This is a genomic window from Pseudomonas sp. FEMGT703P (genome assembly GCF_002786345.1).
GTDB lineage: Bacteria > Pseudomonadota > Gammaproteobacteria > Pseudomonadales > Pseudomonadaceae > Aquipseudomonas > Aquipseudomonas peli.
The window spans coordinates 1-23,145 of record NZ_PGCM01000007.1 but is presented as its reverse complement, the minus strand read 5'-3'; the positions used below and the strand labels follow the sequence as shown (position 1 = coordinate 23,145).

Genomic DNA, 23,145 nt, shown 5'->3' with positions numbered 1-23,145 from the left:
AGCCGATGGCTGCCGTTTTTTATTGCCGCATAGGGCGTGTTACAGCCGCGTGCTAAGCCAGGAAAGCAGCAGTGCGCTCCCCAGGCAGACAGAGCCAAACCGGACGAAAAACTGGTTCAGCCGCCATGTAGGTTCATCACAGGCGTAGGTCTGCTCCGCCAGCTCATTCAACTCATTACCCGCCAACACGCGGGCCTGTGCACGCTGCTCACGCAGACGGGTAGCCAACAGCAACCAGGCGCCGGCCAAGGCAAAAAACAGCGCCAGCCCATTAAGCCACTGCCCAGGCTGACCTTCGATCAGCAACCAAAGCGCTTGCAACGACATCCTCGACCTCTACTACGTCTATATGGCATGCGACCAACATCGCGCCTAATTAGCAGCACACCCGATGCACGATCGGGCAGCCCAAATACGGTCGCGGAGTCTACCGAAGGTTGCAGCGCTCGCGGCTCGAATCCGACGAATCGCAGCCACTATGACTAAGCGGTCTAAACACTGTCATCTTCGTGAACTATGGTCTAACACTCGTCGCAACGCCCTGGCCAAAAAAGGCTTCAAGCATGGCGACAGGTTTTAAACATCCATGGAGGAACACACCATGCTGCATGCCCAACCGCAAGACCGCGACTACCTGATCGACTCGCTGGATGAGGTGGACGATGTGGTAAACGAGCTGTCTTTCAATGTGCAGGACGACCACTGGCTGGTCTATTGCGCCATGGGCGGCCACGAGCATTACGCCCTGCCTGATGTCGATACGCTGACCGGCATGAGCATGCCGGATTTTTACAGCGAAGCGGCTTGAGGCAGGGGTTATCGTTTTTGGGCGTACAAAGCGCAGATGTAAAAAAGCCCGGATCAATCCGGGCTTTTTGATTACAGCGATAAGGCTTACTGCCCGAGCATCTGGCCGATGGTCGGATCCTTGAAAGCGCGGGTCAGGGCGTCGCTCAACACGTCGCCAACCAACTTGGTGTTGGTTGCCTGGTTTGGCGCCATGCCAAAACGCTGATTCAACGAGGCACCGTAACGACCGCTGTAGCGACGGCTGCTGTTCTGCACGTCAACGCGGAAAGTCGCGGTCATGTCAGCTTCGGTTACGTACATACCCTCTTTCGGCGACTGGTATTTCAGTTCGGCCAGGGTCAGGGTCAGCTGCGGCGCGTTGTAGGCATTCGCGCTTGGGGTAAAGCCGAGCAAACGTACAGCCGCTTCAGCCTGGGCCTGCAGCTTGGGCAGGATGTCCTGGCCGCTCACGCTGATGGCGCTGGTTTCCGGGTAGAGACCACCGCGAGTTCCCAATACTGGCGAAGGACGGCCATCGGCTACGCGCACCACCACCGGCTGGCCTTGGCCAACAGCGGTCAGCGGGCTATTAAGCTTGGGTTGTGGGCTGAGTTGTTGCGGGCTGTGGGCACAACCCACCAGAGTAAGGCTGGCAACAGCCACCAGACCAAACAGCAGACGATGCAGCATGCTCAACTCTCCATACATAAGGGGTAGAAGTGGCGCGCAGTATAACCAGCGCGGCAAATGCCTGACAGCGCTGCTTGCCAGGGTCTGCTGCCATTTCTCACAGCAATGCGGCTCGCGATGAAACGGCGACAGAACCTAGGACGCTTATCGCGCTTACTGGTTCCCGTAACACCCCTGTAACCCGCGTCAGGCATAAGACTTTAGTCTTCCCTGTTCGTGAGTGATTCGCCATGTTCTCACTGCGCAACCTGCTCGCCCCACGCCGCCCAATGCGCTCATTTGCACTGGTCGATGCGCAAGGCATCTGCCGCGCCCTGCGCCAGTCAGCCCAGGCGCCACAAGGCTCCGGCTGGATTGAGGTGCAACACAGCTGCCTGAGCTGGCTCAACCGACCGCTGCCCGCTGGCGCCAGAACTGCCCAGGTCACGCCATGCCTACGCGTGCGGCAAACGCTGGCAGCCTGACCGGCGGAAGAAGAAAAGTCACACCAGGCGATCAATTTTCCTGCTTTGCCCTTATAATCTCGCCCCGATTATAAGGACGCCTCCTGTTCGGGCCTTGCCGTATCGCTGATGCTCCATTGCACCAGCTCCGCCCCAGAGAGTCGCCCACTTCGCGCTGCCTTCCGGCTGCCGCTTACTCCCACGTATAGCGCCTGCAATCGCTGCATGGCCATTCTATGTCGTAGAGAAGCGTGCCCAGCAGACGTGTTTTGAGGTTCACGACTCCAAAAGAGCGTGGAAAAAACGGTTTGGAAAACTTCACAAGAGTGTGGCGAAAATGAACGATCTCGCGGTTGGCATCTGCTTCCAGAAGCCTGCTTCCCTCAACCCTGAGCGTCTCGCCGACTGCTGATTGGCTGTGTGCATACATAAGCTGACGAACGTCTATTGAGTGCTGGTTTGCGGAGAAGTGGTAATGGCGCAAAACGATTACGAAACAATGGATGTGGTGCTGGTGGGTGCCGGCATCATGAGTGCGACCTTGGCCGTACTGCTCAAAGAGCTCGACCCGGCGATCAAGCTGGAAGTGCTCGAAATGATGGAATCGGGGGCAATTGAAAGCTCCAACCCCTGGAACAACGCAGGCACCGGCCACGCCGGCCTGTGTGAGTTGAACTACACGCCGGAGTCGGCGGACGGTTCGATCGACATCAAGAAGTCGGTAACAATCAATACTCAGTTCGAAGAGTCCAAGCAGTTCTGGGCCTACTTGGTCGAGAAAGGCCGCTTTGGTTCGCCCAAATCGTTCATCAATCCAGTGCCACACCTGAGCTTCGTGCGCGGCCAGAAAGGTATCGATTACCTGAAGAAGCGCTTCCAGGCGTTGACCGTGCACCATGCCTTTGCGGACATGGAATACACCGAAGACAAAGCCACCCTGGCGGAGTGGATGCCGCTGATGATGCCGGGCCGCGACCCGAACGAGCCAATTGCAGCCACTCGCGTCATGGCGGGCACCGACGTCAACTTCGGCAACCTGACCACGCACCTGCTCGCGCACCTCGGCCAGCAAGCTGATGCCAAGGTTTCCTGCAACCAAAAAGTGGTTGGTCTGAAGCGCAGCGGCCAAGGCTGGCGGGTCAGCGTCAAGGACCTGCAAAGCGGCAACAACCGCGAGATCCAGGCTAAATTCGTCTTCCTTGGCGCTGGTGGCGCGGCGCTGCCGCTGCTGCAGATGTCTGGCATCCCGGAAGGCAAAGGCTTCGGCGGCTTCCCGGTCAGCGGCCAGTGGCTGCGTTGCGACAACCCTGACGTGGTCAAACAGCATCAGGCCAAGGTCTATAGCCAAGCAGCCGTGGGCTCGCCGCCGATGTCAGTGCCTCACCTGGACACCCGCGTGGTAGACGGTAAAACCTCGCTGCTGTTCGGACCCTATGCCGGCTTCACCACCAAGTTCCTCAAGCGCGGATCGTTCCTTGATCTGCCGCTGTCGATTCGCTTTAACAACATCGGCCCCATGCTGGCCGTGGCGCGCGACAACTTCGACCTGACCCGCTACTTGGTCAAGGAAGTGCTGCAATCCGAAGACCAGCGCCTGGAAACCCTGCGCGGCTTCTATCCACAGGCCAAGGCCGAGGACTGGAGCCTGGAAATCGCCGGTCAGCGCGTGCAGATCATCAAAAAGGATGCGAAGAACGGTGGCATCCTGCAGTTCGGGACCGAACTGGTCGCGGCCGAAGACGGCTCCATCGCCGCGCTGCTCGGTGCCTCGCCAGGCGCTTCGGTCACGGTGTCGATCATGCTCGACCTGATCCAGCGTTGCTTCGGTACTCAGGCCAAATCAGAGCAGTGGCGCAGCAAGCTGAACGAGATGTTCCCTGCCTTGGGCGCAGTACTCGCCAGCGATGCCGAACGCTATCGTGAAGTACAGTCGCGCTCTGACGCCCTGCTGCAGTTGGAACAAACCGTCAGCGCCTAACCCGCACTGCAATAAAAAACCGCCTCTTGGGGCGGTTTTTTATTGCCTTTCATTCACGGAAGGCAGTTTCAGACCAATCGCGTATTTAAGCGGATGTGGGCATCGGCCGGAAACTGAAGTAATGCCGCAAGGCATCAACCATCTCGACGTAATCACCTGGGGGCGCGACCAGGGCGAAACCCGAGTCGTAACTGCCGGGGGTTACATCCTCTCGGGACCATTGGCAGGTGGCCGAAAAGTCGATGTAGTGCGGGGCATCGTGCCCTGGAATTTTCAGACGCATATCAAAACGCGCGCCCACTAACAGGGGTAGCTGACTGATTAACATCAACCCGTCCAATGAGACATTACCGATATAGCCCATGGGCTTGTCGGTGATGCGATTGAATACCTTCAGGTAGTAGGGCAGTTGATGGCGTTCGATGCTGCGCTGAATATGCTTTTGCATAGTGGCAAATCGCTATTGATGGCCATTGAGTATGGCCCCACTACTGCGCTTAAACCAGTTTCAGGAACAGCGTTCAGACACCCGACTCTGGAGTTGCTGACGGGCGGTATCAACCTGCTCATCGCTGTAATAGCTGCGCTGACCATCCGCCTCGGTGCGGTAATAGCTACGCCCCTCAGGGATCGAGGCCAGCTTTTTGCGCAGCTCGTGACATTCCTCAGCGCGCTTGGCCTGTTTTTCCGCAGCCACAGCCGAAACCTGCGCCTGCTCGTCGCGGCGTGCATCGTAAAACCGATTGGTACGCTCTTCGCGCTCACGGGTCAGTTGGTCGCGTTCGACCACCTGCGGTTTGACTTCGACCTTTTCGGCTCCAACCGCCGCTGGACGCTGACCGAAGTGCACCTGTCCATTGGCATCAGTCCAACGGTAGATTTCCGCCGCCGCCAGCCCCGGCATTAACAACAGACACAACAAGACACGCATGGATTCCCTCCCGTAAAACATCAGCTTACTGCCGAGAATAGCCTTCTATGGCCTGTGACGACCAGCGGTCAGGGCTTCACCGGGGTGACCTTGACCGCCGCACCGGCGCCTTCATGTCCCAGCTCGCGCAGAGTATCCATACGTGCGCGGGCGCGATAAGCGTACTCGCTGGCCGGGTAATTAGTGACGATGAACTGGTAGGTATGCATGGCATCAACAAACAGCGCCTGACGCTCCAGGCACTGACCGCGCAGCAGGGATATTTCCGGCTGCATGTAACGCCGTGAACGGCTGTTGCGCTCGGCCTTGGACAGCGACAGGATCGCTGCTTCGCACTCGCCACGGTCATAGGCCTCATAGGCACTATTGAGGTGGTGATCAAACGAATAACGGTTGCACCCCGCCACCCCCAACACCAGCAGAACAATAAACAGTATGCGCATAAGCCTCTCCTCCGATGAGCAGTGTATCGACTGCTCAGGAAAATTCTGCAGCAACATATCCTCTGATGGGTAATGCCGCCAGCCACTTGGCCACCGCCCGCCCGCCTGGCTAGACTGGCGCGCAACGGCCATTGCGCCCAGGAGCTGTCATGTCGTCGTCACCTCGCCTGTTAGTGCTGCTGTGTACCGTTCTGTTGAGCGCCTGCTCGCCCACCACGCCGCTGTTTATTGCGCAGATCACCACCAACGAAGTGGTGGAATACAAAACCCTGAAGAACAACCGCATGCTCGCTGCCATTGAGGATGAAGGCGACCTGCTGACCTACAGTGCCCAGGCCATACGCGACGCCAAAAGCGAACAAGCCGAGCAGCTGTACCTCACTGGTTACCGTGACGAGAAGCTCAGCGATGAGGTGCGTGCCATCTCGCTGTACCAGATCGGCCTGCTCTATATGAACCGCTTCAACGATCAGCGCGACGACAATAAAGCGCTCAACTACTTCTATCAGGTGCTTAACCAATTCCCATCCAGCCGGGCTGCCGAACGGGCCGAGGCGCGGATTGTGATGATCCGCGAGCGCGCAGACGAGCCAGTGCACAAGACCTCGCGCGAACTGCTGGCACACTGGAAGCCCAACCAGCAACTTGACCTGTACAAGCCCAGCCTCGATACCGACATGACCCTGCTGTCGCGCCGCGCCGTACTGAAAAATCGCGTCGGTGAAGCTGAAGAGCTGTACCTGCTGGCCTTGAGCGACCCCGGCATCCCCGCCGACATCAAGGAAAAAGCCCTGTACCAACTCGGCCTGATGTACCTGGCACCAGACAACCCGCAGGCCAGCCGCGACAAGGCCATCACCTACCTGCGTCGTCTACTGGTGCAATTCCCCAATAGCGACCTGAACACCAAGGCCGCCCGCCATCTGGACCAGGCACTTAATCGCTAGCAGGTGGGCCAAGGTAGTACAGAGGAACAATGACTACAGGGTTGCGGCATAGTAGCCTCATGCGCAGCTGCCACTCAGGAGTCTGTGCATGACCTTTCGCCGCACCAAAATCGTCGCCACCCTCGGCCCCGCTAGCAACAGCCCAGAGGTGCTTGAACAACTGATCATCGCTGGCCTGGATGTCGCCCGCCTGAACTTCTCCCACGGTTCGCCCGATGAGCACAAAGCCCGCGCCAAGCTGGTGCGCGAATTGGCGGCCAAACACGGCCGTCACGTAGCGCTACTGGGTGATCTGCAAGGCCCAAAAATCCGTATCGCCAAATTCGCCAACAAGCGCATTGAGCTCAAGCTGGGCGACCGCTTCACCTTCTCCACCAGCCATCCGCTGACTGCCGGTACGCAAGACATCGTCGGCATCGACTACCCGGACCTGGTCAAGGATTGCGGCGTCGGTGACGAGCTGCTGCTCGACGACGGCCGCGTGGTGATGCGCGTGATGGAAGCCACCGCAGATGCCCTGCACTGTGAAGTGATCATTGGCGGCCCGCTGTCCGACCACAAAGGCATCAACCGCCGTGGCGGCGGCCTGACTGCGCCGGCGCTGACAGAAAAAGACAAGGCAGACATCAAACTGGCTGCTGAGATGGAGCTGGATTACCTGGCCGTGTCCTTCCCGCGCGATGCCGACGACATGCATTACGCGCGCAAGCTGCGCGACGAAGCCGGCGGTACCGCCTGGCTGGTGGCGAAGATCGAACGCGCCGAAGCGGTAGCCGACGACGAAACCCTCGACGGCCTGATCCGCGCCAGTGATGCGGTGATGGTTGCCCGTGGTGACCTGGGTGTAGAGATCGGCGACGCCGAACTGTGCGGCATCCAGAAGAAAATCATCCTGCACGCGCGCCGCCACAACAAGGCAGTGATCACGGCGACGCAGATGATGGAGTCGATGATCCAGAACCCGATGCCGACCCGCGCGGAAGTCTCCGACGTAGCAAACGCCGTGCTCGACTACACCGATGCGGTGATGCTCTCGGCGGAAAGTGCCGCCGGTGCCTACCCGCTGGAAGCCGTGCAGGCCATGGCGCGCATTTGCCTGGGTGCGGAAAAGCACCCCACCAGCAAAAAATCCAGCCACCGCATGGGCACCGAGTTCGAGCGTTGCGACGAAAGCATCGCCCTAGCGGCCATGTACACGGCCAACCACTTCCCCGGTGTGAAAGCGATCATCGCGCTGACCGAAAGTGGCTACACCCCACTGATCATGTCGCGCATCCGTTCTTCGGTGCCGATCTTCGCCTTCTCTCCGCACCGCGAAACCCAGGCCCGCGCGGCCATGTTCCGCGGCGTCTACACCGTGCCGTTCGACCCAGCCGCCTTGCAACCGGCAGAAGTCAGCCAGGCCGCGGTGGACGAACTGCTCAAGCGCGGCGTAGTGCAGGCCGGTGATTGGGTAATCCTGACCAAGGGCGACAGTTACCACACCATCGGCGGCACCAACACCATGAAGCTGCTGCATGTGGGTGAAGCACTCGTATAACTGCTTCGCTGCAACGCAAAAGGCCGCTCAATCGAGCGGCCTTTTTTGTTTGCCTCAAGGCATCAGGCGAACTTGCTGAAGTCCGGCGTGCGCCGCTGCATAAAGGCAGTCAGCGCTTCGATAGCTTCTGGCGAGCGCAAACGCTGGCCGAACAAGGCGCCCTCCTCCTCGATAACCCGGCGCAGTTGCTCGCGATCCGGCGCACGCATCAGGCGTTTGCTGTCCGCCACTGCAGCCGGTGCCAACTGTTGAAAGCGCAGGGCCATTTCGCGAGCCTTGGCCAGGGTTGCCGCGCCGCTATCCAGCGCCTGATTGGCGATGCCCCAGGTTGCGGCCTGCTCACCGGTAAAACTCTGCCCGAGCAGCAACAGCTCGGCAGCGCGGGCGTGGCCAAGCAGGCGCGGCAGGATCAGGCTGGAACCGTATTCAGGGCACAGACCCAGGTTGACGAAGGGCATCTTCAGCGTGGCATCACGGCTGACATACACCAGGTCGCAGTGCAGCAGCATGGTCGTGCCGATGCCCACCGCCGGACCGTTGACGGCGGCCACCACTGGCTTGCTGAACTCGAACAGCGCCTGCATAAACTGGAACACTTCGCTGTTCAGGCCAGTCGGCGGCGCCTTGATAAAGTCGGCGACATCATTGCCGCTGGTAAAGCAGCTGTCGCCACCGGTGATCAGCACGGCGCGCACGCTTTTATCCTGATCGGCCTGCACCAGCACTTCGGCCATGCCGCTGTACATGGCGCGGGTCAGGGCATTCTTTTTGTCAGGGCGGTGCATGCGTAAGGTCAACAGCCCTTGTTCACGCTCTACCAGCAGGTGCTCGCTCATCATCAATCCTCACGGCAGGCCACCCGCGAGCTGAGAACCTGAACGGCTAGCGCGCGTGGGGCAAAAAGACGTCAGCGAAAACCTGGCTGCGCGGTAAACCCGCCAGATACAGGCGGCGCGCAAAAGTTTCGACGCTGTCGGGGTGGCCGCAGAGTAAGGCGATGGTTCGCCGTGAAACAAGGCGCAGTTCGGCCAAAGCAGCCGTCAACTCGGCCGTGGTGAGCAACTCGATCTGCACCTGCGGATGGCTGGCCGCCAACGCCTGCAAGGGCTCAGCCAGATAATGTGCGGCCGCATCATGGGCCAGGTGAATAACCCGAATGGCGCCCTGATGCTCTTGACGTATTGCCTCACGCAGCACCCCATAGAGCGGCGCCAAACCGGTGCCAGAGGCCATCAGCCAAAGCGGGCGGGCTTGCCAGTCCGGGTCATAGTGCAGCGCCGCACCGCGCAATTCGCCCAGACGCAGGTTGCCATCCGGCTGAAACGTCCGCGCTGCCGTGGCAAAGGCACCGCCGTGTCGACAGTCAATATGAAATTCCAGCCAAGGATCATCGCCCGGCACGCTGGCCAGCGAATAAGGTCGGGCTATGCCGTCCTCAGTCCAGAGTTGCAGGTGCTGGCCGGCGCTGTAGCGCAGCGGCCGCTGTGGGGTCAGGCGCAGACGCAGCACATCGCTGCTAAGCCAATCGCAACTGTGAATAACGGCAGGGGCCGCATCGCGCAGCGGGTCGAATACCTCGATGCTTACGTACTCGACCACCCGACACTGGCAAGCCAGGCGCCAACCCTGCTCACGCCGCGCATCGTCCAGGGCTTCCGGTTTGCCATCGAGCAACTCGCCGGCCACGCAACGCACCAGGCAGGCATGACAACTGCCGGCGCGGCAGCTGTAGGGCACGGCGATGCCGGCAGCCAGCAGGCTGTCCAGCAGGTTACTGGCGGGGGCGACATCAAGGCAGCGATCAGCGGCCCGTAACTCAGGCATCCACATCCTCCCAGGTCGCCGCGCAACGGTTACGGCCGTCGCGTTTGGCCTGGTACAGCGCCTGATCGGCACGTTGCAGGGCTTCGTCGAGATCATCGTGCACGGTCAGCAGCGTCATGCCGATGGACACGCTCAGGCTGGCTACTTTGACACCCAGCGGCTCGGCGCGGCTAAAGGCCTCACGCAAGCGCTCGCAGCAGGCGGTGAACTGATCGGCTTCGGTATTGGGTAACAACAACACAAATTCCTCACCGCCGTAGCGGGCGACCACATCGCCGTCGCGCAGGCAGGCGCGGGCGACGGCGGCGAACGTTTGCAGAACGCGGTCCCCGGCAGCGTGGCCGTGGATATCGTTGATCCGCTTGAAATGATCCAGATCGAGCAGCGCCAGACCGTGCTGACGCCCATGATGCAGCCCCTCCAGTTCACGACTGGCCAGACGCAGGAAGTGCCGGCGATTACACAGGCCGGTCAACTCGTCCGTGGCGGCCAGGTCTTCCAGTTGACGCATCATGCCACGCAGCGTGTCCTGATGCGCCTGCAGGGCAAAACGCCGTTGGCGCATGCGCTGACGCATAGCTTGGGCGTAACTGGCAAACAGACACAGCCACACCAGCACCACGGCCAGCACACACGCCTGCATAAAGGCCGCGCGCGGCTCATTCAACTGCAGGGTATAGGCTTCATACAGGTTCAAGCCGGCAAAACCGAAAAAGGCAAACAGCGCACAGCGGGCGAACACCCGTGGTGGTAGCTGGAACACGCCGAATAGCATGATCAGCAGGTAAATCACCAGCATGCTGCCGCGCCCTTCACTGAACAGTGACAGCAGCACCGTCAGCCAGGCCAATGCCACCAGCACCTGAGGTTCAGTCAGGCTGGGGTCGGATAATCGCAGGTTGAAGTGGGACAGAAACAGCACGAGGAACACCAGCTGGCTAGCGGCGGCCAAGGCAGTGATGGTCAGCGCCGTAAGAGGCGAGGCATGAAACAGCCCAGCGAATACAGCGGCCCAGCACAGCAGCCCAGTCATTGCATAGGTCGCCACTGCCATGCCGAAACGCTTCAGCAGCAGGCTTTGCAGAGATCGCTGGGTTACCCGCTGGCTACTTAGGCTCATGGGTTTATGGGCTCCGTCCCATGCTGGCATCTAGCCGCCACTCTACCCTTGTGATCACAGAATGCCTAGGCCGCTACCGCGTCATTAGTCGGCTCAAATAGCCGACCAGCGACCATGGTCTGGGCCGCCACAGGTGTCCGCCTGGCGGTGTGCGCGGTATACTGCCGCGCCTTTTTATCTTGTGCTTTGGCTATGTCCTTTGACCTTGATAGCACTGCGCAGGGCCGTGACTCTGCGCAGTTCGAAGTTCCTGCCCTACTCCTCCCCTACAAAAAGGAGCGCCAAGCATGACCGTGATCAAGCAAGACGACCTGATCCAGAGCGTCGCCGACGCCCTGCAGTTCATCTCCTATTACCACCCCGTGGATTTTATTCAGGCCATGCATGAGGCCTACCTGCGCGAAGAGTCCCCCGCCGCGCGCGACTCCATGGCGCAGATCCTGATCAACTCGCGCATGTGCGCCACCGGTCATCGGCCGATCTGCCAGGACACCGGCATCGTCACCGTATTTATCCGCGTCGGCATGGACGTGCGCTGGACCGGCGCCACCATGAGCGTCGACGACATGATCAACGAAGGCGTGCGCCGCGCTTACAACCTTCCGGAAAACGTCCTGCGCGCCTCGATCCTCGCCGACCCAGCCGGCGCACGGAAGAACACCAAAGACAACACCCCGGCCGTCATCCACTACTCCATCGTCCCTGGCGACAAGGTGGAAGTGGACGTCGCAGCCAAAGGCGGCGGCTCCGAGAACAAATCGAAGATGGCCATGCTCAACCCGTCCGACTCGATCGTTGACTGGGTACTCAAGACCGTCCCGGAAATGGGCGCCGGCTGGTGCCCGCCAGGCATGCTCGGCATCGGCATCGGCGGCACCGCCGAGAAAGCCGCGGTAATGGCCAAGGAAGTGCTGATGGAGCACATCGACATCCATGAACTGAAAGCCCGCGGCCCGCAGAACAAGATCGAGGAAATGCGCCTCGAACTGTTCGAAAAAGTTAACCAGCTGGGCATCGGCGCCCAGGGTCTGGGCGGCCTGACCACCGTGCTCGACGTGAAGATCATGGACTACCCGACCCACGCCGCAAGCCTGCCGGTGTGCATGATCCCCAACTGCGCCGCCACCCGTCACGCCCACTTCGTGCTTGATGGCACTGGCCCGGCCGAACTGGAAGCGCCGGATCTGTCCGCCTACCCGGAAATCGTCTGGGAAGCCGGCCCAAGCGCCCGCCGCGTCGACCTCGACACCCTGACCCCGGAAGACGTGCAAAGCTGGAAGCCGGGCGAAACCGTACTGCTCAACGGCAAGATGCTCACCGGCCGCGACGCCGCGCACAAGCGCATGGTCGACATGCTGAACAAGGGCGAAGAGCTGCCGGTGGACCTCAAAGGTCGCTTTATCTATTACGTCGGCCCGGTTGATCCGGTACGCGAAGAAGTGGTTGGCCCAGCTGGCCCGACCACCGCCACGCGGATGGACAAGTTCACCCGGCAGATCCTCGAAAGCACTGGCCTGCTCGGCATGATCGGTAAATCCGAGCGCGGCCCGATTGCCATCGAAGCGATCAAAGACAACAAGGCCGTGTACCTGATGGCCGTTGGCGGCGCTGCTTATCTGGTCGCCCAGGCGATCAAGAAATCGCGCGTGGTGGCATTCGCCGAACTGGGTATGGAAGCCATCTACGAGTTCGACGTGAAAGACATGCCAGTTACCGTGGCGGTCGACACCAAGGGCGAGTCGGTGCATATCACGGGACCTGCGATCTGGAACAAAAAGATCCACGACAGCCTGGCCGTCGAGATCAAGTAAACCCTGCGGCAAAAACAACAAACCCGGCCATGTGCCGGGTTTGTTGTTCAAGAGGTCGGTTTAATGGGCCTTGCTCGCCGCCTCAGCCGGTGGCGACAAGCGCGACAGAATGTGCGCCTTCATCCCGCGGGCCAGCTCTTCCTCATCAAAGAACACCTGCCCCAGACCGTCTTTGCGGAACATCTCCACCGCATCCGGGCTGTGAGTACGGATCACCACGTCGATATCCGGGTTCAACGCCCGCGCCGTTTCCACCATGCGCTGTACGTTCATCGGGTCCGGGGTGGCGATGACCAGCATCGCGGCATCGGCGATATGCGCCTGGATCAGCGTATCGGGCTCGGCTGAGTCTCCCGTTACAGCCACCAAGCCCTGTCCACGAATCTGTTCAACGCGCTCACGGTTCTGCTCAACCACCACAAAGGGGATATTGCGCTCGGCCAGGCTGCGGATAATCCGCCGCCCAACCCGGCCATAGCCGACCACCACGATCTGCCCTTTGAGGTACTTGTGCTCGGTGCTCATCGGCAGCACGGCCAGTGGGTCCTCGCGGTGCTCGAGTTTGCGCGCCAGAGCCGAGCGGCGTAGCGCCAGTTCCTTGAGCGGCTTGATCAGGGCAAACAGCGCTGGGTTCAAGGCAATCGAAATCAGCGCACCGGCCAGCACCAGGCTCATGCCCTCTTGCGGCAACAAGCCCAGCGTCATGCCCAATCCGGCCAGGATGAAGGAGAACTCGCCGATCTGCGCCAGGCTCGCCGCCACGGTCAGCGCTGTATTCAACGGGTAACGAAAGGCCAGCACCAAAGCCGCCGCCGCAAGAGTCTTGCCGATCACGATAATGCCGACCACCGCCAGCACGTGCAGCGGCTCCTTGATCAGTACCAGCGGGTCGAACAGCATGCCAACCGAGACGAAGAACAGCACCGCAAAGGCATCCCGCAGCGGCAGTGACTCTTCCGCCGCGCGGTGGCTGAGGTCAGACTCGCGCATCACCATGCCGGCAAAGAATGCACCGAGGGCAAAAGACACCTGGAACAGCGCCGCCGCGCCGTAGGCAATCCCGATCGCTGATGCCACCACGGACAGGGTGAACAGCTCACGCGAACCGGTCTTGGCCACCTGCATCAGCATCCAGGGCAGAATGCGCCGCCCGGCCACCAACATCACCACGATAAACACCACCACCAGCAGCAGGGTCTTGCCAAGGGTGTACCACAGCGGATCGCTGCCCATCTCGGCGGTTGGCGTACCACCCAGCACACCCGCCAAAGGCGGCAGCAAGACCAGCACCAGCACGGTCACTAGGTCTTCAACCACCAGCCAGCCGACGGCGATGCGCCCATTCATGGACTCAAGAATGCCGCGCGACTCCAGCGCCTTGAGTAGCACCACGGTACTGGCACATGACAGTGACAGGCCGAACACCAGCCCGGCACCGAAACTCCAGCCCCACCAGTGCGCCACTGCCATACCAAGCACCGTGGCCAGGCCCATCTGTACCACCGCTCCCGGCAGGGCAATCTTCTTAACCGACAACAGATCATCGAGGGAAAAGTGCAGGCCAACGCCGAACATCAGCAGCATCACGCCGATTTCCGACAGCTGCGCCGCCAGCTCAATGTCCGCGACAAAGCCAGGGGTAGCCGGGCCCAGCAGGATACCGGCACAGAGATAACCAATCAGCGCGGGCAGTTTTATCTTCTCGGCAATAAAGCCGAAGATCAGCGCCAGGCCGAAACCACCTGCCAGGGTGGTGATCAAGGAGATGTTGTGTTCCATTCAGAATCCTCTGCAATGGGTGATTGGGGTGGTTTGCCAGCCCTGCACATAGCAAACACAAGCACCTCAACTGGACGCAAGCGCTCCCCACAATAGCGCATGGCAAATGGCAGTCGAGCTGCCAGGCCATCCATGGCCCCGGATGCTGTTTATCGCCAGCAGGGCAAACAGCATAGAGAGTCGTCTTTAATTCTTTTAGTGAATAACAAAAGAATTCTTTAGATCAATAAAAAATTAACTTCGCAGCCACTGCCATGACGAATGGCAATACCTCCTACAGCTATAACGCACAAATTATCCGCATGGATCGTTCCCCGATTGCTGGCCACTCATCCCGATCCGCCATTGCGCAGTGAACTCCCCGCGCGTCGCACAGGTCTGTCCTCTGTCGGCCACTGAAGGTGGGCCTGCTGGCCATTTGCCCAGCAGACAACTGCATTGCAGCGCCCCGGCTGCTCATCAGTACACGGCAATGCGCCTGACCGACCGCTATCGCACCTGCCCGCAGGGTTTCATTCAATCGCTATATGAAGACAGCCCATGTCCCTATCCCATTACCTCCCCTCATGTACTCGCCCGCTGCACAACCTCGCCCTGAGTGTTTGCCTGCTAGGCAGCTTGAGTGCACACGCTGAAGAGCCCGCCGCCAATACTCGCTGGGTCAGCGACAGCCTGAATACCTATGTACGCAGCGGCCCAACCGACGGCTACCGGATCGTCGGCACCCTGGTTTCCGGGCAAAAGGTCACCCTGCTGCAAACCTCCGGCGATTACAGCCAGGTGCGTGGCGAAAACGGCAACGCCGTATGGATCGCCAACCGCGACCTGCAGGACCTCCCTGGCCAGGCCGAGCGCCTGCCGCAGCTGGAACAGCAAGTGGCGCAACTGAGCAGCGAACTTGAAGGCATCAACGACACCTGGAAAACCCGCGTGCAGGGCATGCAGGAAACTCTGGATTCGCGCAAAACCCTGATCGACGAACTGCAAACCGCGCGCTCGGCGCTGGACAGTGAGCTAAGCCAGACCAACTCCGAACTGCGCGCGCTGCAAGCGCAACTGGGTGAGGAAAACCAGCAAGTGCTGATGCGCTATATGGCCTACGGCGGCGGCATAGCCGGCGCTGGGCTACTCGCAGGGCTGGTTCTGCCGACCATGCTGCGCGTAAGGCGTAAGCGCAATGATCAGTGGGTTTGAAGGCTGGCCAAATAAACATGCCGACGATCTGAAATAAAAAACTCATGACAGCCTGGCTATTAAGACCCAGTCAGCATTGATGCTAGAACAACAAACCCGGCTTGGTGCCGGGTTTGTTGTTTTTATAAATAGCGGTAAATCAGCTTGATTTCGACCCTTTCAACCTTTGGTAACCGGCAGAAATCGGCCAATAGCGGACTTTCATCAGAGATTTTGACCTGCCGGCAATTAAAGGCGAAAGTCGAAACAGGTGGAGCTGATTAAGCCAGAAGCCCCCACCACTGTCGAGAATGGGCCGATCTGATTGAGGTGAACCACGCCCTCCTTTAGCCTTTTTTGGCGTAGTTACACATGACATCGGTAGACGTCAGCCGCTGACTGACATTCAGCGGCTTGACAATGAATTGGTACTTGCGGCTTCGACTGGCATTAGCGTAGGGCGGGTGGGCAACCACAGCCCGATTTGTCCCAGCGCCGCGAACGCCCTCTGCTACGCCCTCTCAAGGGTTAGGGATTTAGCTGCCCCACCGATAGTCTCGACTCTCCTTCCCGCAGCGCTTGTGCCAGGGTGGACAGCCGGGCGTCTGGAATACTGGGTGGCAGCAGATCAACCCCCGCACTGACAAATACCTGGTTGTAGGCATTACGGAGATCGGCATAGGCCAGGTCACGCCTGAGCTGGGCCTGCAGAGTGTTCAGCTCGCCCTGGATCAGCTCCAGCTCGCCGATACTCTGGGTGCTGTAACGGTTACGCAGTTGCTCGGCGATCTGACCGTCCAGATCGGCCAACTGCTGGCTGGTCTGGAACTGACGGCGGGCTTCAGCGTAGTTGGCGTTAGCCACGTAAAGCTGTGCGAGGATGGCCATGGACATGGCCTGGCGACGGGCATTGGCGACCTCCTGGCCTGTTTTGGCAACATCGATAGCCATCGGTGCAGAGAGCACGTTGAACAGGTTCCAGGTGACCTTAACGCCGTAGTCGGCCCAACTCTGGTTTACCAGGAAGCTGTTGCTGTCGTAGTGGCCGCCGGCAGAGAACTCCAGGCCGGGCAGCAGGCGCAGCATGGCCTTGCGGGTCTCGGCGGCGCTGATGCGCGCCTGATAGTCCTGCTCGCGCAGTTCCGGGCGGCTGGCCAGGGCCTGCTGCTCCAGCTGGGCGAAGTTCACCTTCAGCTCTGGCACGACATAGTCGTTGCTGGCGGCCAGCTGGAAGTCGGTGTTCAGCGGCAGGTTGATCAGCGCGGCCAGCTCGGTCTTGGCCAGGGACAGCGCGCGGCGTTGCTCTTCCAACTGGCGGGTGGCCTCGATCAGCGCGCGCTGGTAGCTCAGCGCCTGCACCGGGTCACCGATGCGCTGGGTGCTGAGGTTGCGGCTGTCGGTGCGGGCCTTGTCGACGCGGGCCATGAGGCTGTCGATCTGCTTGAGCAGGCGCTCAGCGGCCACAGCCCGCCAGTAGGCGGAGCGTACGTCCTGGGTGATGGTGTGGATGACCTTGCGGCGGCGCTCCTCGACGATCAGGCGCTGATCGGCCTGCTGCTTGACGCTCATGTAGCTGACGCCGAAGTCGAGCACGTTCCACACCATGGTCAGGTCCGCCACGCCACGGTCGCTGTCCTGGGAGGTGGACGGTTCCAGGGACTGGGAACCGGTCTCGATGCTGCGGCTGCTGGAGGCGCTGACGTTGTTGCGCCCTGCGTAGCCAGCGGACAGCGCCATGCGCGGCAGCATGTCGAAGGTGGCCAGGTCCAGCTGTCGCTCGGCCAGGGCATGTTCCATCACCTTGAGGCGTGCCTCGAGGTTGTACTTGATGGCGCGGGCCATGGACTCGTTCAGGGTCAGCGGACCGCTGAGGGGCTCCTGGTCCTTGAACATGCTGGAAAGGTCCGCCCGTGCGCGGGCCTCGCTCTCGCCGCGATCGATGGGCTGAGTGGTCACGGCACATCCGCTGATGGCCAAGGCCAGCAGGCTGGCGGTGAAGAGCTTGTAGGTCTGGTTCATGCTGACGGCCGCCCCCTGGTACGGCACGGTGATTCCCTTTCTTGTCATGTCAGCCACGGGTGGTGGCCCCCGCCACCTGCCCGAGGGCTTGTGCCAAGTCGCGCACGGGGCGCAGGTCGGCTTCCTTCATGGCCTGCAGTTGCTGGCCGAGAGTGGGGGCGCCGGTCAGGCCCCGCCCGTTCTTGCCGGTGTCGCCACCGCGCCACTGCTTACCGTCGAATACCTTCAGTTGCATGTCCTGCTGCGGCACATCCTTGCCGAACATGCTGGAGAAGCTGCTGCTGCCGAACACGCCACCGTCGCCCCCGCCAAAGCCGAGGAAGCCGTTGGCGCCGCCGTCACTGGCGGAGCTGTCGCTGCTGGCGAAGACCTGGGCGATGTAGCTGGGCGCCAGGGCGTTCAGGTTGATGAAGATGTTGCCCACGGTGGGCACCCCGCTGCCCAGGGTCGGCTGCTCGAACAGCGGCGGCGGCAGCAACGGCGAGGTGGTGCTGGATGGCGGCAGGCCGGGCACGTTGGGCTGGGTCGGCGTGGTCGGTGTGGTCGGCACGCTGGGCGTCGGGTTGGCACGGAACTCGGGGTCGCCCTCGACCCCGCCGAGCACGTAGCCCACGGTGGCGAAGTTGTTCGTCATGGCATTGCCGACGGTATCGGTGATGCCACTGCCGGCGGCCGCCAGGGACAGCCCCAGGGTGCCCTGGCCGGTGACACCGCTGACGGTGACGCGGTAGGTGCGCGCATCCACCTGTACCAGCGACAGCAAGGTACCGCTGGCGCTGCCGCTGGTGGCCAGGGCGAAGTCGGCCAGGTCGACGCCGCTGACGTTCTCGCTGAAGGTCACGGTGAAGCTGAGAGTGGTGTCGCGGGTCGGCGAGGTGCCATCGATGGCGATGTTGGTGAGCTGCGGAACGGCGGCATCCACCAGCACACCGGCGGTGGAACCCACGTTGTTGAGCACGGTCTGGGCGTTGTTGCCGGCGGCATCACGCAGGGTCGCGCCGTTGGCATCGAGGCTGGCGCCGACGGCGATGCCGTTGCTGTCCTGCTGGCCGCTGGCGACGGTGAGGCGGAACACCAGGGCAGTACCGCCCGAGCCGCTGAGGTAGTTGGCGTAGACGGTGCCGCCGGTGTCCAGGGTGATGGCCAGGCGCGGCGTGCCGCCGGTGGTGTCCACGGTCACGGCTTCGTCGAAGTTCACCGTGAAGTCGAGGGTGTTGCCGATCAGGTAGGTGCCGTTGGCCGGCACACCGACGGAGGTGACGGCCGGGGCACGGCTGTCGATGGCGTAGTTGTTGGAGTCGGTGGTGCCGGTGCCGGTGTTGCCGGCGGCGTCGGTGTAGCCAGTGTTGTCCAGGGTAATCAGGTTGGTGGTGTCGGTGACGTTGTTGCTTGGCGTCAGGGTCGCCGTCCAGGTGATGCCGCCGTCGGCGGAGCTGAGCCCGCTCAGGCTGCCGTTGGCGACGCTGAAGTCCGCCGTGGTCAGCCCGCTCACCGCCTCGCTGAAAGTGATGGTGACAGTGGTGCCCTGCCCGGCCTTCAGCGCGGTGTCGGTGACCACGATGGTGGCGGTCGGGCGCTGGGTGTCGATGGCGTAGTTGTTGGAGTCGGAGGTGCCGATACCGGCGTTGCCGGCAATGTCGGTGTAGCCGGTGTTGTCCAGGGTGATTAGGTTGGTCGGGTCGTTGCCACTGGCACTGGGCGTCAGGGTCGCCGTCCAGGTGATGCCACCGTCGTTGGAGCTGAGGCCATTCAGGGTGCCGTTGGCCACGCTGAAATCCGCCGTGGTCAGCCCGGTCACCGCCTCGTTGAAGATGATGGTGACGATGGTGGTCTGCCCGGCTTTCAGCACGCTATCGCTGACCACGATGGTGGCCGTCGGGCGCTGGGTGTCGATGGCGTAGTTGACCGAGTCGGTGGTGCCGCTGCCGATGTTGCCCGCCTGGTCCATCACGCCGGTGTTGTCGAGGGTGATCAGGTTGGTGGCATCGCTGACGTTGGCGCTGGGGGTGAAGGTCGCCGTCCAGGTCAGGCCGCCATCGCTGGTGCTGAGCCCACTCAGGCTGCCGTTGGCCACGCTGAAGTCAGCGATGTCCAGGCCGGTGACCTGCTCATTAAAGGTCACGGTGACGGTGGCGGTCTCGCCGATGCGCAGGGCCGTGTCGCTGAGGGTGATGCTGGTGGCGGCCGGTCGCACGCCGTCTACCACCAGAGCATTGTTGGCGCCTAGGGAACCCGCCGCACCGGGGGTGGCCAGGGTGAGAATGGCGCTTTGGTTGGCGCCGTCCTGGATGGAGCCGCCATTGAGGCTCAGGGCTGTGGTGGAGGCATAGTCGAGGTCGGCAGAGCTGTCGCCGGCCTGCACGGTGTAGCTGAAGCTCAGGGTGTCGGTGCCTGAGCCAGACACGTAGTTGAGCACCCGGTCGGTGGCGCCGGTCTCCAGGGTCAGGGTCGGGGTGCCGGTGACGTTCACCGCGCTGTCGAAGCGCACGGTGACCGTTATGACGTCACCGATCTTGTAGGTGCCGTTGGCCGTGCTGGACGAAACGCTGGTGATCGTCGGAGCAGTGGGGGCGGTCAGGGTCAGGTCATTGCCAGTGCCGCCGGCATAGCTAGTAGTCAATTGGGTGCCATTGCCCGCCGCGTTGAACGTACTGCCCTCGTTGAGGCCACTGAAGGTGCCGGTGATCGCATCGGCGGCATCATTGAGGATGATCTGATAGACCTCGCCATTACCGGCCGCATAACCATGGTTGACTGTCAGGGTCGCGCCGGAAACGTCGACGTTGCCGTTGACCACCACCCGGTCATAACCGGTGCCGGCGGTGGCGCCGTGGATGTCCAGGGCCAGGGTGCTGCCCGAGGCCAGGGTCAGGTTGCCGTTGACCGTCAGGGTGCCGGCGCCGCCGTTGCCTGGGGAGAGGGTGCCGCCGCTCTGCACGGTGACGTTGCCATTTAACATGCCACTGCCCGCCAAGGTGGCACCATTAAAGACTGTCAAAGGGGCATCGATGCGGCCATCGGCCACCAGACAACCACTCGCTACATAAAATGTACGGCCATAAGTATTCACAGAGCCCAAAATGGTTAACGTCCCTGCACCAGACTTGTAAATATCTCCAAACCCCGAAACTGCTCCAGAGAAGGTTGTATCCGCATCAATGGTTAACGTGGCTGTATTGCTTACACCGATGGCATTACTGATTATCGTACTTGCCGTAATCCGCAGTCCCCCTCGTTCCACTTCGACTTGACCACGACCCAGATTAATGTCGCTGCTGATAACGACACGACCATCCATGATCCGAGTATCCGCATACGTATTATTACCCGCCAGAATAAGCTCGCCCGCATCAGTCTTGATTAAAGTACCACCACTGATCGTGCCACTTAGCGTAGTAGAACCTGATGTCTCTATGGTTGCCGAGCGCCCCAAAACGATCGCATTATCGACAACCGAATAGCCAGATATACTGAACGTACCCGATTCATTTATCGTCACCGCACCGCTGCCGAGGCTGGCATCGGAACCGATGGTTAATTTACCGGTAGTAATAAAAGTTTCCGCATAACTGTTTCGACCCAAAAGCGTCAGATTTTTATCACCGGTTTTAGTAAGGCTGTAAGCGCCACTGATATCACCGAGTATATCGATTGCGCCAGCCGCATTGATTGTGCTGTCGCCGCGCAATAATATTGCGTTAGATACTAACACCCTCATTGATAAACCACTAAACGTTGTCCCTCCATCTAAAATTAACTGCCCCTGACCCAAACGCCCATTACCGTCAATTGCGAGTGCACCTTGGTTAACCGTGGTGCTTCCCGTATAAGTATTTAGACCTGTTAATGTGAGAATCCCAGTACCCTGCTTGACCAGAGACCCCTCACCTGAGATAACACCACCATAATGTCCTGAGGTGTTTGAACTTCCAACACTCAGAACATATGAACCTAATTGGATATTGCTATAACTGCTTGAACCCAGAACACTTTTTACAGTTTGATCAGACAACAACGTCAGCACACCAACGCCATTAAAGCTAATACCTCCTGTGTCTGCGAGCACATTAGCGCCACCAAGCTTCAGCCAACCAGCGTTTTCAATTAAAGTATCCCCGGTGTATGTATTGCGCCCGGTAAGTGTCAGCGCGTGGTTGGCTGCACCATACTGATTTACAACAACCCCACCATACCCCGCTATTACGCCAGAAAATACGCTATCCGCCGTAACATTAACCGTTAAAGTACTGGAAATTGAACTATCCGGCCTTAGGTATACCGAGCCAGAACCAGAGAGATTACTCACTGCAGCATCATTGAACACTTCCAGAACAGCATCCGACAAAACACTCACACTACTATTGGAAAATGTATAACCATTACCAACCCGCAAAACACCCTCAGCCACTACAGTATTACCGGTGAATTCACCGGCATAACTGCTACCCTGATAAACGCTCAAAACCCCTTGTCCAGTCTTGCTCAACGTTCCGGTGCCGGCAAACATATTTTGCAAGTTAACATTATAATTACGGGTATCTAAGGTAAGCGTTATACCGTTATCGAGGGTCAATGCGCCGCCAGAAATACGAGCAAGTTTACTCATATCAAAGACCAAACTTTCGCTAAGGCTAACGTTGTTGATGGTTAGCTGAGAGATAGCGAATGCAATCGTCTGACTGCCGGTGCTATCGGCCTCAGCAATCGCAATGGCTTCACGGAAACTGACGCCGTCGCTGAGGTCAATGGTGCCCGTATTATCGTTGGGGTTAGTCACATAGATAATGTCACTGGTAACAGTAACGCTTGCACTGACACTTACATCATTGCCATAGCTGAGGGTGTAACGGATCACCGCATCGCCAGCAGGCGTATCGTTGCGGTAAGTGATGCGCTGCGTCACGTCATTGACCAACGCGGTGGTGGCCGGCGTAGCACTGCTGGTAAAGGTGATGGTCAACACACCACCTGTATGGGTAAAGGTGGCAAAGGTCTGTCCGCCCGCCTGCAAGGTATTACCACTGACGGTAAACAGTGCTCCAGCAGTGTCGAACCCCAACACATCACGGTTTAAAGCAGCACCATGGCGCTGCACAACCATACTGACGCCGGCCCAATTGCCATTGCCATTGTTCAGTCCCCCTAACTCCACATCGGCCACGCTGGCTTGACTGCCGGCATCGAGCCGTACGGTATTGCCTACCCCCCCCCAGACCACACTGTCACCATTGAGGTTGCCGAGGGTCGGTGCGACGTTGGGGTTGTAACTGGTATCGGTGGTGCCACCCGACGTGGTGTAGATGGTCGAGTTGGCCGCGCCATTGGCACCGTCGATGTTGGGGCCGCCGGCGGCCTTGCCGCCAAGGCCGCCGGCGCCGGCGTTGCCGGCGTTGAGGGTATTGAAGCTGGTGCTGTCCATCCGCACCGTGCCGCCGGCGTTCCAGATGGCGCCGACCCCGGCGCCCCCTGCACCACCATTGCCCACTCGGCCGTCGTAGGCGAACCGGTCGCTGGACACACCGCCACCACCGCCACCACCAGCCCCCAGGTTGTTGGTCACGCTGCTGTTGACGATGGTCAGGATACCGGTGCTGGCGTTGTAGATGCCCCCCACGGCGGCGCCCCCCTTGCCGCCTGCCGCGGAGGAGCCTCCACCAC

The 23,145-nt window shown here is 60.3% G+C and carries 17 protein-coding genes and 1 pseudogene; 7 read left to right on the top strand and 11 right to left on the bottom strand.

Annotated features, from left to right (window positions below; genetic code table 11):
* Positions 1-39 precede the first annotated feature (39 nt).
* Positions 40-327: a hypothetical protein gene (locus CUR33_RS12010; protein WP_289239782.1), complete on the bottom strand. Its 288-nt coding sequence runs from the start codon at positions 325-327 to the stop codon at positions 40-42.
* Positions 328-601: 274 nt separating this feature from the next.
* Here CUR33_RS12010 and CUR33_RS12005 point away from each other — a divergent pair, with 274 nt between their 5' ends.
* Entirely contained in the window at positions 602-808 is a 207-nt protein-coding gene (locus tag CUR33_RS12005; protein ID WP_289239781.1) for a hypothetical protein, read from the top strand.
* An 86-nt stretch (positions 809-894) separates the two neighbouring features.
* Here CUR33_RS12005 and CUR33_RS12000 read toward each other — a convergent pair whose 3' ends face one another.
* A complete protein-coding gene (locus tag CUR33_RS12000) occupies positions 895-1,479 on the bottom strand; it encodes a YajG family lipoprotein (protein WP_090255237.1) in 585 nt (194 codons plus the stop codon).
* Between the two features lie 230 nt (positions 1,480-1,709).
* Here CUR33_RS12000 and CUR33_RS11995 point away from each other — a divergent pair, with 230 nt between their 5' ends.
* Together CUR33_RS11995 and mqo are read left to right on the top strand one after the other, a co-directional pair.
* Positions 1,710-1,943 (top strand): hypothetical protein, encoded by a 234-nt coding sequence (locus CUR33_RS11995; protein ID WP_289239780.1) that lies wholly within the window; start codon positions 1,710-1,712, stop codon positions 1,941-1,943.
* Positions 1,944-2,397: 454 nt separating this feature from the next.
* A complete protein-coding gene (gene mqo, locus CUR33_RS11990; protein ID WP_289239779.1) occupies positions 2,398-3,900 on the top strand; it encodes a malate dehydrogenase (quinone) in 1,503 nt (500 codons plus the stop codon).
* An 85-nt stretch (positions 3,901-3,985) separates the two neighbouring features.
* On the opposite strand, the gene CUR33_RS11985 is transcribed toward mqo, so the two are convergent.
* From CUR33_RS11985 to CUR33_RS11975, 3 genes are all read right to left on the bottom strand, one after another.
* Positions 3,986-4,348 carry a PilZ domain-containing protein gene (locus tag CUR33_RS11985; RefSeq protein ID WP_167147679.1) on the bottom strand — a complete coding sequence of 121 codons (363 nt, stop codon included), beginning with the start codon at positions 4,346-4,348 and terminating at the stop codon, positions 3,986-3,988.
* Positions 4,349-4,408: 60 nt separating this feature from the next.
* Entirely contained in the window at positions 4,409-4,831 is a 423-nt protein-coding gene (locus tag CUR33_RS11980) for a DUF4124 domain-containing protein (RefSeq protein WP_289239778.1), read from the bottom strand.
* Positions 4,832-4,899: 68 nt separating this feature from the next.
* Positions 4,900-5,274 carry a hypothetical protein gene (locus tag CUR33_RS11975; RefSeq protein WP_090255246.1) on the bottom strand — a complete coding sequence of 125 codons (375 nt, stop codon included), beginning with the start codon at positions 5,272-5,274 and terminating at the stop codon, positions 4,900-4,902.
* 149 nt (positions 5,275-5,423) lie between these two features.
* Between CUR33_RS11975 and CUR33_RS11970 the strand changes: the two genes are divergently transcribed.
* Both CUR33_RS11970 and pyk read left to right on the top strand, forming a co-directional pair.
* Complete coding sequence (locus CUR33_RS11970; RefSeq protein ID WP_090255248.1) at positions 5,424-6,221, top strand: tetratricopeptide repeat protein; 798 nt, start codon at positions 5,424-5,426, stop codon at positions 6,219-6,221.
* An 88-nt stretch (positions 6,222-6,309) separates the two neighbouring features.
* The gene (gene pyk / locus CUR33_RS11965; RefSeq protein ID WP_167147670.1) at positions 6,310-7,761 is read left to right on the top strand and encodes a pyruvate kinase; all 1,452 of its coding nucleotides are present in this window, start codon (positions 6,310-6,312) and stop codon (positions 7,759-7,761) included.
* A 62-nt stretch (positions 7,762-7,823) separates the two neighbouring features.
* On the opposite strand, the gene CUR33_RS11960 is transcribed toward pyk, so the two are convergent.
* From CUR33_RS11960 to CUR33_RS11950, 3 genes are read right to left on the bottom strand one after another with little or no spacing between them, the layout of a single operon-like run.
* Positions 7,824-8,597: an enoyl-CoA hydratase gene (locus CUR33_RS11960; RefSeq protein WP_289239777.1), complete on the bottom strand. Its 774-nt coding sequence runs from the start codon at positions 8,595-8,597 to the stop codon at positions 7,824-7,826.
* A gap of 46 nt (positions 8,598-8,643) precedes the next feature.
* The gene (locus CUR33_RS11955; RefSeq protein WP_289239776.1) at positions 8,644-9,585 is read right to left on the bottom strand and encodes an iron-sulfur-binding ferredoxin reductase; all 942 of its coding nucleotides are present in this window, start codon (positions 9,583-9,585) and stop codon (positions 8,644-8,646) included.
* Positions 9,578-10,705, bottom strand: a complete 1,128-nt coding sequence (locus tag CUR33_RS11950) for a GGDEF domain-containing protein (protein WP_160088758.1) — start codon at positions 10,703-10,705, stop codon at positions 9,578-9,580. The genes CUR33_RS11955 and CUR33_RS11950 overlap by 8 nt, the downstream gene beginning before the upstream one ends.
* Positions 10,706-10,992: 287 nt before the next feature.
* Here CUR33_RS11950 and CUR33_RS11945 point away from each other — a divergent pair, with 287 nt between their 5' ends.
* Positions 10,993-12,516, top strand: coding sequence for a fumarate hydratase (locus CUR33_RS11945; RefSeq protein ID WP_275961727.1), 1,524 nt, complete (start codon positions 10,993-10,995; stop codon positions 12,514-12,516).
* Between the two features lie 60 nt (positions 12,517-12,576).
* On the opposite strand, the gene ybaL is transcribed toward CUR33_RS11945, so the two are convergent.
* Positions 12,577-14,295 carry a YbaL family putative K(+) efflux transporter gene (gene ybaL / locus CUR33_RS11940; RefSeq protein ID WP_289239775.1) on the bottom strand — a complete coding sequence of 573 codons (1,719 nt, stop codon included), beginning with the start codon at positions 14,293-14,295 and terminating at the stop codon, positions 12,577-12,579.
* A gap of 540 nt (positions 14,296-14,835) precedes the next feature.
* Here ybaL and CUR33_RS11935 point away from each other — a divergent pair.
* Positions 14,836-15,489, top strand: a complete 654-nt coding sequence (locus CUR33_RS11935) for a TIGR04211 family SH3 domain-containing protein (RefSeq protein WP_289239774.1) — start codon at positions 14,836-14,838, stop codon at positions 15,487-15,489.
* Positions 15,490-15,996: 507 nt separating this feature from the next.
* Here CUR33_RS11935 and CUR33_RS11930 read toward each other — a convergent pair.
* Together CUR33_RS11930 and CUR33_RS20705 are read right to left on the bottom strand one after the other, a co-directional pair.
* Complete coding sequence (locus CUR33_RS11930) at positions 15,997-17,487, bottom strand: TolC family protein (RefSeq protein WP_289239797.1); 1,491 nt, start codon at positions 17,485-17,487, stop codon at positions 15,997-15,999.
* Between the two features lie 1,272 nt (positions 17,488-18,759).
* Positions 18,760-23,145, bottom strand: a pseudogene (locus CUR33_RS20705) (beta strand repeat-containing protein); the annotation flags it as partial.

Excerpts from the sequence above, each read along its gene's own strand:
- CUR33_RS12010 (WP_289239782.1), bottom strand. The coding sequence starts at position 327 with ATGTCGTTGCAAGCGCTTTGGTTGCTGATCGAAGGTCAGCCTGGGCAG.
- CUR33_RS12005 (WP_289239781.1), top strand. The coding sequence starts at position 602 with ATGCTGCATGCCCAACCGCAAGACCGCGACTACCTGATCGACTCGCTG.
- CUR33_RS12000 (WP_090255237.1), bottom strand. The coding sequence starts at position 1,479 with ATGCTGCATCGTCTGCTGTTTGGTCTGGTGGCTGTTGCCAGCCTTACT.
- CUR33_RS11995 (WP_289239780.1), top strand. The coding sequence starts at position 1,710 with ATGTTCTCACTGCGCAACCTGCTCGCCCCACGCCGCCCAATGCGCTCA.
- mqo (WP_289239779.1), top strand. The coding sequence starts at position 2,398 with ATGGCGCAAAACGATTACGAAACAATGGATGTGGTGCTGGTGGGTGCC.
- CUR33_RS11985 (WP_167147679.1), bottom strand. The coding sequence starts at position 4,348 with ATGCAAAAGCATATTCAGCGCAGCATCGAACGCCATCAACTGCCCTAC.
- CUR33_RS11980 (WP_289239778.1), bottom strand. The coding sequence starts at position 4,831 with ATGCGTGTCTTGTTGTGTCTGTTGTTAATGCCGGGGCTGGCGGCGGCG.
- CUR33_RS11975 (WP_090255246.1), bottom strand. The coding sequence starts at position 5,274 with ATGCGCATACTGTTTATTGTTCTGCTGGTGTTGGGGGTGGCGGGGTGC.
- CUR33_RS11970 (WP_090255248.1), top strand. The coding sequence starts at position 5,424 with ATGTCGTCGTCACCTCGCCTGTTAGTGCTGCTGTGTACCGTTCTGTTG.
- pyk (WP_167147670.1), top strand. The coding sequence starts at position 6,310 with ATGACCTTTCGCCGCACCAAAATCGTCGCCACCCTCGGCCCCGCTAGC.
- CUR33_RS11960 (WP_289239777.1), bottom strand. The coding sequence starts at position 8,597 with ATGAGCGAGCACCTGCTGGTAGAGCGTGAACAAGGGCTGTTGACCTTA.
- CUR33_RS11955 (WP_289239776.1), bottom strand. The coding sequence starts at position 9,585 with ATGCCTGAGTTACGGGCCGCTGATCGCTGCCTTGATGTCGCCCCCGCC.
- CUR33_RS11950 (WP_160088758.1), bottom strand. The coding sequence starts at position 10,705 with ATGAGCCTAAGTAGCCAGCGGGTAACCCAGCGATCTCTGCAAAGCCTG.
- CUR33_RS11945 (WP_275961727.1), top strand. The coding sequence starts at position 10,993 with ATGACCGTGATCAAGCAAGACGACCTGATCCAGAGCGTCGCCGACGCC.
- ybaL (WP_289239775.1), bottom strand. The coding sequence starts at position 14,295 with ATGGAACACAACATCTCCTTGATCACCACCCTGGCAGGTGGTTTCGGC.
- CUR33_RS11935 (WP_289239774.1), top strand. The coding sequence starts at position 14,836 with ATGTCCCTATCCCATTACCTCCCCTCATGTACTCGCCCGCTGCACAAC.
- CUR33_RS11930 (WP_289239797.1), bottom strand. The coding sequence starts at position 17,487 with ATGAACCAGACCTACAAGCTCTTCACCGCCAGCCTGCTGGCCTTGGCC.